Source organism: Thermasporomyces composti (assembly GCF_003386795.1).
In the GTDB taxonomy this organism is placed as follows: Bacteria; Actinomycetota; Actinomycetes; order Propionibacteriales; family Actinopolymorphaceae; genus Thermasporomyces; species Thermasporomyces composti.
In genome coordinates this window covers 3,743,398-3,758,052 of sequence record NZ_QTUC01000001.1, presented here as the reverse complement: position 1 = coordinate 3,758,052, position 14,655 = coordinate 3,743,398, and the positions used below count along the sequence as shown (strand labels likewise).

The window sequence follows — 14,655 nt, the reverse complement described above, 5'->3', positions numbered from 1 at the left end:
CTCGGGCGCCGGCCCCGCATAGGTTAGCAGCCTCCGGGACGGGCACGCGCCCACCCGGTCGGTCCGCGTCCCCGCTCGTCTCCAGGCGGGGTCATGCGGCCGGGCGCGGGCCTGGTCAGGGGCGTATCGCACCGTACTCCCGCAGCAGCTCCACCACACGCGGCTCGTCCTCGAACGCCCGGACCACGTCCTCGTCGGTGACGACGCGGTGCGCGTTGGCGTCGATGTAGTCGCGCAGGAGCTGGTCGAACCTCGCGGCGCCCACCTCCCGCCGGGCACGGTGCAGCATCTGGCCGCCCTGCCGGTAGACCCCCGAGGCGTAGAGGTCGGGCTGGCGCAACGCGGCGTACCACTCCATGGACTCGCCGACGCGGTTCCGCACCGCCGACGGGGTCGGGAACTGGAGCAGCTCGTCGACGGTGTCGTTCACGAGCACCTCGGCGTACTCGGCGAACGCTTCGTCCAGCCACGGGTCTCGTGCCTGGTTGTTGCCGACCAGGCCGTAGAACCACATGTGGGCGACTTCGTGCGGGGCGAGGCTGGGATAGCGAGCCGGATGAATGTCGCCGAACTGGATGGCGCCGGGGAACTCGATGCCGCTGGTGAACCCCGGCACGATCGTCACCCACAGGTCCTCGTACGGGAACGGGCCGAAGGAGGCGGACAGCTCCTTCACCGCGGTCATGGTGGCGTCCGCCCACTCCCCCGGGGTCGCCACCGAGCCGGCCGGCGCACCGACGTGGACGCGGACCCCGTCGACCTCCCGCTCGGTCACCTGCATGCGCCCGACGGAGAAGGCGACGTCGCGGACGGCGTCCGCGCGGAACCGGTGGACGACGCTCCCCGGCCGGGAGGCGGGCTCGGTCCCCAGCGCCTCACCGGTGCCGAGGACGGCATCCCCCTGTGGCGCCACGATCTCGAGGAGCTCCAACCGGAAGACCTCGCTCGTCACGGTCTCGCCGAAGAGGTCGACGGCGGGCTCGGTCGCCCAGCCCCGGCCGCGCTCCCACGCCAGCAGCGGATACGCCGTGCCCGCCCAGGCGACGAGGTCGTCGGGGGAGTACCCGACCCGCTCGGGTGTCAGGGCGCCGAGGGTGACGGTGAACGCCAGGGCGACGGTCACCTGCTCACCAGGTTCGAGGCAGTCCTCGACGGGGACCCGAATGAGGGTGCCCGGCACGCCGGGCGGGGCCCCCGCCGACTCCACCTTCGGCGTCACCATCGAGCCGTCGAGCGCGACGGCGGTGACCTCGAGGCGGTTGCCGTAGCGGGCCGTCTCGGGCTTGTTCGGCCAGGCGCGGAAGACGACCTCGCAGGTGCGCAGGTCGGGGGTGAACGTGACGGTCTCCATGCCTCGGATGAGCCGGCGGTCGGCGGAGACGTCGAAGCAGAGCCGCACCACCGGGCGGTCCTTGTCCGGCGCGGCTCGCGGCGCGAGGCGCGCGGACACGGGCTCGTAGGAGACCTTTCTGCTCGCTCCTCCCCCGCCCCCGGCGCCGGTCGGGCAGGCCGCCGGGTCCGAGCGACGCGGTGGGGTCACCTGCTCCTGGCTGGCCGTCGGGGTGGGGGTGGTGTCAGGCAGCGCGTCCGTCGCGGTCGGTGTGCAACCGGTGATCGCGACCGCGCCCAGCGCGAGCGCCGCGAGCCGTCGCCTCACGGCTCCACCTCCGCACGAACCGCCGCGAGCGCCTCCTCGGCCGCCGCGAGGATCTCGGGGTCACTCGGATCGAGCTCCTCGTCGAACGCCACCGCCCAGACGAGCTCCGCGTCGACCTGGGCGGCGCGTCGAGCGATCACCCGGACGCCGTGGCGACCGCGAATCGGGACCCGCCGGTCGACGACCACGCTGGCGGTGATGCGCTCACGGATCAGACGCAGGAAGCGATCGTCGGCGCGCTGGAAGCGCAGCGACCAGACCGGCATACGCTGCCCGAGCGGCGCGGTCTCGACGATCCGCAGCAGGTCGGTGTCGCGGTCCCATTCGGCGCGCTCGATCTGCTCCCACGCGATCCGGCGGTACGCGGGCGTCTCACTATCTCCCCTGCGTTCTCCCCCGCGTGCAGCCGACGGCGTGGGCAGGGCTCCCGCTTGGGGCTGCTCAGACGGCACGGCGTCAGAGCCGGCGCGCAGCGGCAGGTGGAGCGCCTGATCCGTGGCGACGATCCACCGCCCCGAGGCGTCCAGGGCTCCGGCGAGCACGCGCTCCCGCCGGGCGAGAGGGAGCGCGGCGTGGACCTCACGTGGAACCTTGGGACGACGGCGCACCAGGTCACCGTACTTGCCGTCGGCACCGGGCGACCTCAGGAGGTCCGCCGCTGTCGATCACCCGCCCAGGTCCGCCGCGGGTACAGCCGGGTCGAGCCGGCGCGCCGCGACGACGCCCGCCGGAGCCCGACGCCCTAAGCGGTCAGGCGAGGTACTCGCGCAAGCCCGGCCCCCACGCGCCGCCGCGTAGCTTGGCGAGCGTCTTCGCCTCGATCTGGCGCACGCGCTCGCGCGTGACTCCGAAGCGTCGGCCGACCTCCTCCAGCGTGTGCACCTGGCCGTCGGTCAGCCCGTAGCGCATCTGGAGGACGTACCGCTCGCGTTCTCCCAGCTGCGCCAGCGCCGAGTCGATGTGCTCCCTCATAAGCGACGACGCCGCCGCCTCCAACGGGGCGACGGCATCAAGGTCTTCGATGAGGTCACCAAGCTCGGACGCCTCCATCTCACCTATCGGCGTGTGGAGGGAGACGGGCTCACGCGCCAACCGGAGAAGCTCGCGAGTCCGCTCCGGGTCCAGGCCTACCGCCTCGGCGACCTCCTCGATCTGCGGGTCCCGACCAAGCTGCTGGAAGAGTTGCCGCTGGGTTCGCAGCACCCGGTTGATCGCGTCCACGACGTGGACGGGCACGCGGATCGCGCGCGATTGGTCGGCGATGGCCCGCGAGATCGCCTGGCGGATCCACCACGTGGCGTAGGTGGAGAACTTGTAGCCGCGGGTGTAGTCGAACTTTTCGACCGCCCGGATCAGCCCGACGTTCCCTTCCTGGATGAGGTCGAGCAGCGGCAGACCACGACCGGTGCACCGCTTGGCGACCGACACCACCAGGCGCAGGTTCGCCTCGATGAGCTGCCGTTTCGCGGCGGCGCCGATGCGGACCAACGCCTTGAGCTCTTCCTCCGTCGCGTCGACGTTGTACGCCTTCTCGACGAGGCAGCGCTCGGCGAAGAGACCTGCTTCCACGGCGCGCGCCAGCTCGACCTCCTGCTCCGCCGTGAGCAGCGGCACCCGGCCGATCTCGCGAAGGTACTGCCGAACGAGGTCCGGCGCTCGCTCGGAGACGTCGTCCAGCGGTGGAAGGTCCTCGACCTCCAGGCGGGCATCTGGCTCGGGTGTGGAGGTCGCTGTCGCGTCGAGTTCCTCGGAACGCAGATCCCGTCGTTCGCCCCCTTTTCGGGGCCTCGGTAGCGCGTCGGCTTCGTGAGCCCTTGACCTGAGTGCGTATACCGCCACGGCGCAACTCCTCCCACGGGAAGATTGGCGTGATCCAGTGTGCCCGGCTCAACGTCGTCACGTAGGGCATTTGGCAATATCCAGACAGTCAATGGCCAACCTCGGAAAGGTGTGAACGCGATGGAGCCGCCGACCCTTGGCGGGTCGACGGCTCCAGTGGGACGAACCGACGGTCAGTCGCTCGTGGCGAACGCGGCGTCGAACGCGGCCGCTGGCGGCTCGATCTCGCAAAGCTTCCGAACGACCTGCAACGCCTCCGGGGCGCCGATGAGCCGGTCCATGCCCGCGTCCTCCCACTCGACGGAGATGGGGCCGTCGTAGCCGATGGCGTTGAGCGCGCGGAAGCACTGCTCCCACGGCACGTCGCCGCGACCGGTGGAGACGAAGTCCCAACCCCGACGCAGGTCACCCCACGGCAGGTGGGACGACAGGCGGCCGTTGCGGCCGTTGCCGACCCGACGCTTCGCGTCCTTGCAGTCCACGTGGTAGATGCGGTCCTTGAAGTCGAGGATGAACCCGACCGGGTCGAGGTCCTGCCACACGAAGTGGCTCGGGTCCCAGTTCAGACCGAACGCCGGCCGGTGGTTGATCGCCTCCAGGGTCCGCACCGTCGTCCAGTAGTCGTACGCGATCTCGCTCGGATGCACCTCGTGCGCGAAGCGCACGCCCACCTCGTCGAACACGTCGAGGATGGGGTTCCAGCGGTCGGCGAAGTCCCGGTACCCGGCCTCGATGAGCTCCTCCGACACCGGCGGGAACATCGCGACGTACTTCCAGATGGACGACCCGGTGAAGCCCACCACGGTCTTGACGCCGAGCCGCGCCGCCGCACGCGCGGTCATCTTCATCTCCTCGGCGGCCCGCTGACGCACGCCCTCGGGGTCACCGTCGCCCCAGATCCGAGCGGGAAGGATCGCCTTGTGCCGCTCGTCGATCGGGTCGTCGCAGACCGCCTGGCCCTTGAGGTGGTTGGAGATGGCCCAGACCTTGAGGTTGTACTTCTCCAGGGTGTCCAGCTTGTTCTTGACGTACTTGTCGTCCTCAGCCGCCTTCCAGACGTCGAGGTGGTCGCCCCAGCAGGCGATCTCCAGGCCGTCGTACCCCCACTCCGACGCCAGCCGGCAGACTTCCTCGAACGGCAGGTCGGCCCACTGGCCGGTGAACAACGTGACAGGACGCGGCATCTGCTCTTCTCCTCCTCCGACCCTGGCGGGTCAGTCGGGTACTTACTAGGCGTCTGGTGTCTCGCCGGAACCTCGAGGGTGGCGGCGAGGTGTCACCCGGTCGGCGACTCGACCGGAACCCAGCTCGAGCCGGACTCCGCGCTCTTGAGCACGGCGTCGAGGACCATCTGCACCTGGAGGCCCTCAGCGAACGTCGGGGACGGGTCGGTGCCCTCGGCGATCGCGGTCACCAGGTCGTAGGCCTCGTGGGTGAACGTGTGCTCCCAGCCGATGATGTGCCCGGCGGGCCACCACGCGGCCATGTACGGGTGCTCGGCCTCGGTGATGAGGATCCGGCGGAAGCCCTGCGTGGTGTTGTCGTCCTCGGTGAGGTACAGCTCGAGCTCGTTGAGTCGCTCGAGGTCGAACACCAAGGAGCCCTTCTCGCCGTTCAACTCGATCCGCAGGCCGTTCTTGCGGCCGGTGGCGAACCTCGTCGCCTCGTACGTGGCCACCGCGCCGCCGGACAGGCGCGCCACGAACAGCGCCGCGTCGTCAACCGTCACCTCGCCGCGCTCGCTGGAGCCGGTCCCACGCAACCCTTGGGTGTCGGCGACCAACGGACGCTCCTTGATGAACGTCTCCGTCAGGCCGCTCACCCCGACGATCTTCTGGCCGGTGATCCACTGGGTGAGGTCGACGATGTGCGAGCCGATGTCACCGAGCGCGCCGGAGCCGGCTTCCTCCTTCCGCAGCCGCCACACCAGCGGGAACTCCGGGTCGACGATCCAGTCCTGCAGGTAGACGGCACGGATGTGACGGATCGCGCCGAGCTTCCCCTCCTGCACGAGCTTCCGGGCGAACGCGGCCGCGGGAACCCGGCGGTAGTTGAAGCCGACCATCGCGCGGACACCGTTGGCCGCGGCGGCCTCGGCCGCCTTGACCATCTCCCGGGCCTCCTCGACGGTGTTGGCGAGCGGCTTCTCGCACAGCACGTGCTTGCCGGCGTTGAGGGCGGCGATGGCGACCTCGGCGTGGTTGCCACCGGGACTACAGATGTCGATCAAGCCGATGTCGTCTCGCTCGATCAACGCCTGCCAGTTGGTCTCATACGACCGCCACCCGTACTTCTCCGCCGCCGCGCGCACCTTCTCCTCGGTGCGACCGCAGATGGCCGCCATGTCGATCGCGTACGGGACGTCGAAGGCGGCGTTGAGGGTACGCCAGGCCTGCGAGTGCGCCTGGCCCATGAAGGCGTACCCCACCATGCCGACGCCGAGCGTCTGCTTGCTTGTCATGCGTTCTCCTCGTCTTCCCTATCGAACGCCCAGGAGGTAGTCCATGGCCAGTTGGTCGAGCCGCTCGAACGCCATCCCGCGAGCGGCCAGCGCCTCGATGGTGGCGTCGGGCCAATCCTCGTCGCGAAGGGTCTGGTAGGTCTCCCCCGCGGCCAGAGTCGGTCGCGCCAACTCATCGAGCTTCGCCGCGCGCAGCGCCTCCTGCACCTCCGGGTCGGAGCGGAACGCCCGTACCTTCTCACGCAGGATCAGGTAGTTGCGCATGCACCCACGGGCGGACTCCCACACGCCCTCCATGTCCTCGGTGCGGGGCGGCTTGTAGTCGAAGTGCCGCGGACCGTCGTAGCCGCCGTTCTCGAGGACGTCGACGGTCCAGAACGCGCCGCGCAGGTTGCCGGCGCCGAAGCGGAGGTCCTGGTCGAAGCGCGGCCCGTTCTGCCCGTTGAGGTCGACGTGGAAGAGCTTGCCGTGCCAGAGCGCCTGGGCGATGCCGTGCGCGAAGTTCATGCCGGCCATCTCCTCGTGCCCGACCTCCGGGTTGAGCCCGACGAGCTCGGGGTGCTCCAGCTGGTCGATGAACGCCAGCGCGTGCCCGATGGTCGGCAGCAGGATGTCGCCGCGCGGCTCGTTCGGCTTGGGCTCGATGGCGAAGCGGATGTCGTAGCCCTGGTCCAGGACGTAGGAGCAGAGGATGTCGAACGCCTCCTTCATGCGGTCCAGGGCGGCCCGCACGTCCTTCGCGGCGCCGGACTCCGCGCCCTCACGTCCGCCCCAGCAGACGTAGGTCTTGGCACCGAGCTCCGCCGCGAGGTCGAGGTTCTCCATCACCTTGCGGATCGCGAACCGGCGAACGGCCCGGTCGTTGGCCGTGAACGCCCCGTCCTTGAAGATCGGGTGAGCGAACAAGTTGGTCGTCGCCATGGGGACGACCAGGCCGGTCTCGTCGAGCGCCTTGCGGAAGCGCGCGATCACCTGGTCACGCTCGGCGGCGCTGGCCCCGAACGGGAACAGGTCGTTGTCGTGGAACGTCACGCCGTACGCACCGAGCTCGGCCAGCTTGTGCACCGCGACGACCGGGTCGAGCGGCTCGCGAACCGCTGTCCCGAACACGTCGACACCCTGCCAACCGACCGTCCACAGCCCGAACGAGAACTTGTCCTCGCGGGTCGGTGTGTAGTCGCTCATTGGGTCTCCTTCTCTGGCACTGGACTTGCGCGCACGATCGGAACCACAGTGGGGTCGTCGAGGACCGGCTGGAGGGCGGCGTACGCCGCGCCGGTGGCCGCCGCGGCCAGGCCGAGCCGCGACAGCGTCACCCGGCATCCGCCGAGGTCGGGCGCGACCACCCGGCTGGCGAGCTCGTCCTCGACCAGCGGCAGCAGGAACTCGCCGAGACGGGCGAAGTAGCCGCCGAGCACGAGAACCCGGGGGTTGACGAGGTTGACCAGCATCGAGGCGCCATGACCGAGGGCCCGGCCGACCCGGTCGAACGCCTGGAGGGTCCGCGTGTCACCGGACCGGGCGCGGTCGAGGAGGAGGTCGAGCCGCTCGTCGAGGTCCCGGTCGTGGTCGCGGACGATGTCGTCCGGGTCGGCGGCCAGGCGCAGCAGCGCCTCGAGGCCGCACGTCGTCTCCCAGCAGCCGCGGCGACCGCATCCGCACCGCTCCCCCGCCGGGTCCACGGGCAGGTGGCCGACTTCACCGGCGAAGCCGGCGTGTCCGCGGACGACGTGTCCGTTGACGACGATGCCGCCGCCCACCCCGACCCCACCGGTCACGTAGACCAGGTCGCGGTCGGCGGTGTCGGACGTCGCGTACTCGGCCAGGGTCGCGAGGTTGGCCTCGTTGTCCACGAGCAGCTGGAGCGGCCTCGACGCCCGCGCGTGCGGGATCGCCACCGCGTCCCAGGGGTGCGGATCCAGTCGCCGAAGCAGCAGGTCGCGAAGGGGAACGTCACGCCAACCGAGGTTGGGGGCCACCCGGACCACGCCAGAGGCCACGTCCACGAGTCCCGGCGCGGCGACGCCGACACCGGCCAGGAGGCTGGCGCCACGGACGAGCGCTCGCTCGACCACGTCGGCCACGAGGCGGGCCGCCTGGTCGACGGTCTGCTCGACCTGAGCGGACGGGTCGTGGGTTTGCCGGAGCGCGACCCGAGTGTCACCCCGCACGTCGAGAGCGATCGCCGCCAGGTAGTCGACGTTGATCTCCAGGCCGACCCCGACGACGCGCTCACCCACCAGGGCGACCTGTTGGCCCGGACGCCCGACAGCGCCCGCCGTGGCGGGTCCGCTCTCCCGGACGAGCCCACGGTCGACGAGCTCACCGACGAGGCTGGAGACGGTCGCCTTGGTGAGGGTGGTGTCGTGAGCGAGACCGGCACGAGTGCGTGGCCCCGAGCGCAGGACGCGGACCACGAGCGCCAGGTTCGCACGGCGCACGTCGCCGTGATCCGCCCGGCCGGAGAGGTGCCACGTCGCACCCGTCACGGAACCTCCCTCGAGGTCCGGTGGCCCGCATGGTGGTGGTGCCCGACATTCGTTCAGATCCCGAACAAACTAGGGCCGGTCATCGCCACCGTCAAGAGTGACCACCGGGTGAAGGCTCCGGCGCCAGGTGAGTGATCGTGACCGATCGCCGTCACGCCCGCACGGTCGCGCCTACCGGGTCTGGCGAGGGTGGCGCCAGTGAGGCGCTCGGCGTGCCAGAAGCGTCGTGCGGTCAGCCCTGAGACCGGTCAGCCCCGAGACCGGTCAGCCCTGAGACCGGTCAGCCCTGAGACCGGTCAGCGCTGAGACACAGTGCTACGGCGGGTGTCAGGTCGCGACGGGTGTCAGCGCTGCGGCGGGATCGTGGGGTGTCGACCGACTCCGGTGTCACCAGGCGGCCGCGCGGGGCCACCGTCGGTCGGTGTGCCACGCTCCGCTGACGTCCGAGGGTCTGCCCGGCCCTCGCGTTCGGTCAACCCTCCGTGCGGACCCCCGCGGGGACCCCCGTGTGGAGTCGCCACACCTCCGTGCGCGGGCGACACGCCGCGGCTGGACGGCACCCCACGGTCTGCAGGCATCCCACGAGTGACCGGGATCCCACGCGCCACTGGGACCCCACGCTCGACCGGCAGCCCGCGCCCCACCGGCACCTGACGCTCCACGGGGACTCCGGGTCCGGGCCGAACGCCACGGCCGGGAACCACGCTGCGCTCTGGCGGTAGCCCACGCGTGGGCGCCATGCCACGCTCCGGTGGCCGGGCCATCGGACCCACCGGGCCGCGCGGGACCGCCAACCTCCGATCGGCGGGAACCCCGCGCTCGCTTGGGGTCGTGGAGACGTCGTGCTCGGCGCCCGGTTCGTCGGGCTCCCAACGGCACGGATCCGCGGTCAAGCCGAGCAGGTAGGTCACGGTGCATTCGAGAGCCATCGCCAACTCAGGAAGCTTGGCGACGTCGAGACCCGCGCCGTGCTCCAGGCTGCTCAGCGCCTTGTTCGTCGTCAGGACGCCCAACTTCGCGAGCCGACTCACCACCTGCTTTTGGGTGAGGCCAAGCTGCCGTCGACGCTCGCGTAGTCGTTGCGTCACCATCCGCCGGCGTTCGCCGGTCCTGCCATGTGCCAAGGTCATGGTGCGTTCCCCCGACCAGCACCATCCCCCGGCCACCTGCCGTCCAATCGGCGACGCGCCGGGCACGACAGGACACGCCCACTGGTTCACCACCTGCGGGTGAGTCACCGGTGGCGTGGTGCCACCGGGTCGTGCCGAACCCTCAGTCGTCGCACACCCTCAGCCGTACAGCGCGACGCGGGCTGCGGCGTACCTGCGTCGGATCTCCTCCCCGACCGCCGCGCCGTCGGCCACCTCGTCACCGGAGATCTCGACGGTGCCCTCACCGAGCGACCACGTCGGAGGGTGCGCGTCACCACGCAACGCCCACGCCGCCTGCCGGGCGGCGCCGATCGCGACGTACTCCGCGGGCGGTGGGACAGTGACCGGAACGCCGAAGATCGTCGGGGCGACCGCTCGCACCGCGGCCGACCGCGCGGCGCCGCCGATGAGCAGGACGCGCCGCACGACCAGGCCCTGACCACGCAAGGCGTCAAGGCCATCGGCCAGCCCACACAGCATCCCCTCGACCGCGGCCCGGGCGAGGTTCTCCGGCGTCATCGCCTCCCGGCGCAGGTTGTGCAACGAGCCCGCCGCGTCCGGCAGGTTCGGCGTACGCTCGCCATCCAGGTACGGCAGCAGCACCAGCCCGCCGGATCCAGGGGCCGCGGCCAACGCCAGCTCGTCGAACCGCGCCAGGTCCACGCCGAGCATGGCGGCGGTGGACGTGAGCACCCGCGCCGCGTTGAGGGTGCAGACCAAGGGAAGGAAGCGCCCGGTGGCGTCGGCGAAGCCAGCCACGATGCCCGACGGGTCGGTGGTCGGCTTGTCGTACACGCCGAACACCGTGCCGCTCGTGCCGAGCGACACCACCACGTCGCCCTCCTCGATACCGAGGCCCAGGGCGGCACCCATGTTGTCCCCCGTGCCGGCGGAGACCAGCACACCGTCGGGTGTCTCACCCGCCGGCTCGTTCGGGGCGAGCACGCGCGGCACGTTGGGCACCCGCCCGAACGCCAGCTCCAGCAGGTCGGTGCGGTACTCGCCGGTGATCGGCGACCAGTAGGCGGTGCCGGAGGCGTCACCGCGGTCGGTGACCGCCTGCTCCGGCTGACCACACAACCTCCACGTGAGGTAGTCGTGGGGGAGCATGACCTGCGCGACCCGGTCGGCGTTCTCGGGCTCGTGCTCCGCCAGCCAGGCCAGCTTCGTCACGGTCATGCTCGCCAGCGGCACCGACCCCACCGCCTCCGCCCAGGCTCGGGCGCCACCGAGCCGCTCGACAAGCTTCGTCGCCGCCGCAGCCGAGCGGGTGTCGTTCCACAGGAGCGCCGGCCTGACCTCCTCGCCACGGCTGTCCAGCGTGACCATGCCGTGCTGCTGCCCGGCCACGCCGATCGCCGCGACGTCGTCGAGAAGGCCCGACGCCGCCTCCTGCAACGCCGCCCACCAGGCGCTGGGGGGACATTCCGTGCCATCCGGGTGAGGTGCGCTGGCCTGCGCGAGCACCTCACCGGAGTCGGCATCACACACCACGACCTTGCACGACTGGGTGGAGGAGTCGATACCCGCAACCTTCGGCATGGCTGAAAGCTAACCGGTTTGTCCGACCGCTGGGCCGCGCGCGTGCGCGTGAGCGAGCGGGTGACCAAACTGGCCACCCCAGCACCCACGGGCCAGCCCCGCACTCCTGCTCTCCCCCCCAGCACCACGGGTCCGTCAGCACCACGGGTCCGTCGCGCGGCTTCGGTGGCCCACCGGAGCTGGCCAGGTGTGGTCAAACGTGTCCCATTCGCCCGTACCCGCTCGGGGTCCCATGGCACTCGGGACCCTAGGCCGTCTGGCAGAGCCCATCGGCTCGAAGCCCCTGGCGCGCGGGTGAGAGGGAATGGTCAGCATGAGGGCTGTCGTCTACAACGGACCCCGCGACGTCAGCGTCCACGACGTTCCCGACCCGCGGCTCGAGCGACCCACGGACGCTGTGGTCAAAGTGACCACGAGTGGCATCTGCGGATCGGACGTGCACATCTACACGGGACGGACCACCTTCGAACCTGGTCGATGGTTCGGTCACGAAAACCTCGGCGAAGTGGTCGAGGTCGGCTCCGCCGTCCAACGAGTCAAGGTCGGCGACATGGTCTGCGTCCCCATGAACGTCGCCTGCGGCGAGTGCGACAACTGCAACCAGGGCATGACGCACCTCTGTCTGCGAGCCGACCCGAATCCCGACGCCGTGGGAGCGGTGTACGGGTACGCCGACATGGGGCCCTGGCCCGGTGGGCAGGCGGAGTACCTCCTGGTGCCGTGGGCGGATTTCAACTGCCTGCGACTTCCCCAGGACGCCAGGAACCGCGAGAACGACTACGTCATGCTGGCCGACACCTGGCCGGTCGGCTACCACGCCACCGAGATGGCCGGCGTCAAACCCGGCGACACCGTCGTCGTCTACGGCGCCGGGCCGGTCGGCCTGCTCGCGGCGTACTCCGCCGTGCTGAAGAGCGCGTCCCGGGTCATGGTTGTCGACCACCATCCGGACCGACTCGCGCTGGCGGAGAAGATCGGCGCGATCGCCATCGACGACTGCAAGACCTCCCCCGTCGAGGAGGTCCTGAAGCTGACCGACGGGGTCGGCGCGGACTGTGGCTGTGAATGCGTGGGCTTTCGCGCGCGCGATGTCGCGGGCAACGAGCAGAACAGCATGACGCTCAACAACCTGGTGGCCTCGGTGCGGCACGGAGGCGCGATCGGAGTCGTCGGGTACTACCCCCTCCACGACCTGGGCGCGCGGGATGAGCTCAGCCGCGAGGGCCAGGTGGCCATGAACTTCGGGCAGTTCTGGCGCAAGGCACAACGCATCATGGCCGGTCCCTGCCCGGTCAAGCGCTACAACCGCTCGCTGTGCGAGCTGCTGCGCAACAACCAAGCCCACCCGGCGTTCCTCGTCTCGCACGAGCTTCCGCTCGAACGCGCCCCGGAGGCCTACATGCACTTCGCCTCCCGCGAGCACGGGTGGACGAAGGTCGTCCTCAAGCCCGCGATCTGAGGTTCGCCGCGCCGACGGCGCATGAGCGATGCCCTCAAACCCACGCTCATGGACATGTGCGCGGGTGCGCTGGCGGTGGACTGCTCGTCCACCGCCAGCGCACCACGCTCAAGACTCGTCAGGCTCCACGTACGGCGTGATCTCGGCGGCCGAGGAGAACCCGCCGGTCCCGAGCTCGACGTGGAAGCGGAGGTAGCGGGCGCGCACTCCCTGGAGGTCGATGTCCTTCGGGAGGGAGTTACGGGCCCAGTTCACCTGGGCAACCTCCTGGTACGTCTGGCCGTCCTCGCTGACCTCCACCCGAGCGCGCAGGATCGTGCCGTTGAGGTTGCCCACGATCCGCGGCTGGTAACGCACCGCCCGCAGGGTTCGGACCCGCTGCATGTCGATGGTCAGCTCGTGCGGCAGCGGGGTGACCTCCGGCGAGTACTGCGAGTGCCAGTGCGTGCGCAGGTCACCGTCGACCGCGCGGTGCGCCTCGCCGTTGGCGTTCTCGGTGCTCGCGGTGGCACTCAGCTCGGCGGGCGGCACCGGCTGGCCCTCCGGTGGAGCGGGCCAGGTGATCTCACCGATGTCTTCCGGCTCGTCCCTCGCGGGCTCCTCTCCCGGCCGCGGGCCCGGCCCCACACCGCGCACCACGACATCGGTGATGAGCGCGCCGTGGTCGGAGTAGAACGGGAACAGGTCGACCAGTGGGCTGTCGAGGTGCTCCTCGAGCCGGACCGTGCGAGTGCGGGAACCGAGCACGCGGACCGCATCGCCCTTGGCGAGGATGTAGTCGATCCGACCCGGCGCGAAGCCGAAGCCGGCGTAGGGACTCCAGGTGCGGCCTGGGTAGCGGGCGGCGTCCGGGTTGGCGAAGCGGTAGGTGTCGAGGAAGCCGGCCTCGTCGAACATCCGCATGACCGGCCAGTCAAGGACCAGCCCGCCGTGGCCGGGTGCGTCGGCGAACCGCTCGCTCCAGTCCAGGTGCGACAAGGTGTTGAAGTCGCCGCCGAGGAAGACCGGCGCCTCGTCGTCGCCGATGTAGCCCGGGAGCCGCTCGCGAAGGAGCGTGGTCGCCATCCCGATGCGTCGACGGGCGTCGGCGGCGAGGATCTGCTCGTCGGTGTAGGTGCGCGACAGGCCGAGGACGTTCTCCAACGCCGACTGGTTCGTCGGGTTCCACGCGCTGTCCGTGTGGTGCAGCCACGTGGCGAAGGCGTGGATGTGCTGTCCGTCCGGCAGCCGAAGCCGGGCACCGCCGAAGTTGAACGACGTCAGGTCGCCACCGCTTTCCCGCGGGTAGATCGTCTCCACCGGCAGCCGGGTCACCAGCCACAGGTTGTCCTCGTCCGGTGCCTGACCGGGCTCGCGGGTCACCTGCACTCCCTGGTACCGCCGCTCCGGTGGCAGGCCCTCGTTGAGGCCCTCCACGATCGCCTCGCCGGAGCCGTAGGTCTCGACGAGGAACAGCACGTCCGGATCCTCACTGCGGACGTACTCGACGAGCTGGCGGAGGTTCTCCTGCCCGCCCTCGGGACCGGCGAGGCCGTCGAGGAGCCCGCTGCGCCAGATGTTGAACTGCATGAGCCGCAGCGGCGTGCCGACACGGTCCTGGGGCAGCTGCGTGACGGCGATGTCGACGTGGAGCTCGCCCTTCGGGACGACGAAGTCCGTCGACCGAGCGAGCCCGTCGTGGGAGTACAGCACCCGACGGGCGAGCACCTCGTCGGCCTGCCGAACCGTGATCGTGACCTCGTCCACCCACCCGGCACGCCGACTCGTCGACGTGGCGACGGTGCAGGTGCGTCCGGCCACGTGGTGGACCCGCGTCTGCCCCGGTCGCTTCGGCACCAGCCGAGCCCGGGCATGCGACCGATCGTCGCAGCGCAGCTCGGTCTGCCACGTCCGGGCCTCGGCCGAGCCGGTGAGGGTGTAGGTGACGGTGTCGCGGCGGGGGCCGCTCGCCGCCGCGCTGGCCACGGGCGCTGGCGCCGTGGCCGCCAACACGGCGGAGAGGACCGCGCCGGTAAGCAGTTTGCCGATGATCGGATTCACCGCGACATCCTCGGGAG

At 70.7% G+C, this 14,655-nt stretch carries 11 protein-coding genes; 2 read left to right on the top strand and 9 right to left on the bottom strand.

Annotated elements, in window-relative coordinates; all coding sequences use genetic code 11:
• Positions 1-115: 115 nt before the first annotated feature.
• From DFJ64_RS16340 to DFJ64_RS16305, 7 genes are all read right to left on the bottom strand, one after another.
• A complete protein-coding gene (locus tag DFJ64_RS16340; RefSeq protein WP_170152643.1) occupies positions 116-1,657 on the bottom strand; it encodes a M1 family aminopeptidase in 1,542 nt (513 codons plus the stop codon).
• Positions 1,654-2,265, bottom strand: coding sequence for a hypothetical protein (locus tag DFJ64_RS19540; protein ID WP_170152642.1), 612 nt, complete (start codon positions 2,263-2,265; stop codon positions 1,654-1,656). The genes DFJ64_RS16340 and DFJ64_RS19540 overlap by 4 nt, the downstream gene beginning before the upstream one ends.
• Before the next feature lie 142 nt (positions 2,266-2,407).
• Entirely contained in the window at positions 2,408-3,496 is a 1,089-nt protein-coding gene (locus DFJ64_RS16325) for an RNA polymerase sigma factor (protein ID WP_245941178.1), read from the bottom strand.
• A 173-nt stretch (positions 3,497-3,669) separates the two neighbouring features.
• Positions 3,670-4,680, bottom strand: coding sequence for a sugar phosphate isomerase/epimerase family protein (locus tag DFJ64_RS16320; protein WP_115851227.1), 1,011 nt, complete (start codon positions 4,678-4,680; stop codon positions 3,670-3,672).
• A 92-nt stretch (positions 4,681-4,772) separates the two neighbouring features.
• Complete coding sequence (locus tag DFJ64_RS16315) at positions 4,773-5,957, bottom strand: Gfo/Idh/MocA family protein (RefSeq protein WP_115851226.1); 1,185 nt, start codon at positions 5,955-5,957, stop codon at positions 4,773-4,775.
• Between the two features lie 18 nt (positions 5,958-5,975).
• Positions 5,976-7,142 (bottom strand): xylose isomerase, encoded by a 1,167-nt coding sequence (xylA, locus tag DFJ64_RS16310; protein ID WP_115851225.1) that lies wholly within the window; start codon positions 7,140-7,142, stop codon positions 5,976-5,978.
• The gene (locus DFJ64_RS16305) at positions 7,139-8,446 is read right to left on the bottom strand and encodes an ROK family protein (RefSeq protein ID WP_211310639.1); all 1,308 of its coding nucleotides are present in this window, start codon (positions 8,444-8,446) and stop codon (positions 7,139-7,141) included. Before DFJ64_RS16305 ends, xylA begins: the two co-directional genes overlap by 4 nt.
• Positions 8,447-9,288: 842 nt before the next feature.
• Here DFJ64_RS16305 and DFJ64_RS19535 point away from each other — a divergent pair.
• Positions 9,289-9,522, top strand: a complete 234-nt coding sequence (locus DFJ64_RS19535) for a hypothetical protein (protein WP_170152641.1) — start codon at positions 9,289-9,291, stop codon at positions 9,520-9,522.
• A gap of 213 nt (positions 9,523-9,735) precedes the next feature.
• On the opposite strand, the gene xylB is transcribed toward DFJ64_RS19535, so the two are convergent.
• A complete protein-coding gene (gene xylB / locus DFJ64_RS16295; RefSeq protein WP_115851223.1) occupies positions 9,736-11,139 on the bottom strand; it encodes a xylulokinase in 1,404 nt (467 codons plus the stop codon).
• Positions 11,140-11,452: 313 nt separating this feature from the next.
• Between xylB and DFJ64_RS16290 the strand changes: the two genes are divergently transcribed.
• Positions 11,453-12,598 carry a glutathione-independent formaldehyde dehydrogenase gene (locus tag DFJ64_RS16290; RefSeq protein ID WP_115852166.1) on the top strand — a complete coding sequence of 382 codons (1,146 nt, stop codon included), beginning with the start codon at positions 11,453-11,455 and terminating at the stop codon, positions 12,596-12,598.
• A gap of 108 nt (positions 12,599-12,706) precedes the next feature.
• Here DFJ64_RS16290 and DFJ64_RS16285 read toward each other — a convergent pair whose 3' ends face one another.
• Positions 12,707-14,638 carry a discoidin domain-containing protein gene (locus tag DFJ64_RS16285; RefSeq protein WP_115851222.1) on the bottom strand — a complete coding sequence of 644 codons (1,932 nt, stop codon included), beginning with the start codon at positions 14,636-14,638 and terminating at the stop codon, positions 12,707-12,709.
• Positions 14,639-14,655 lie beyond the last annotated feature (17 nt).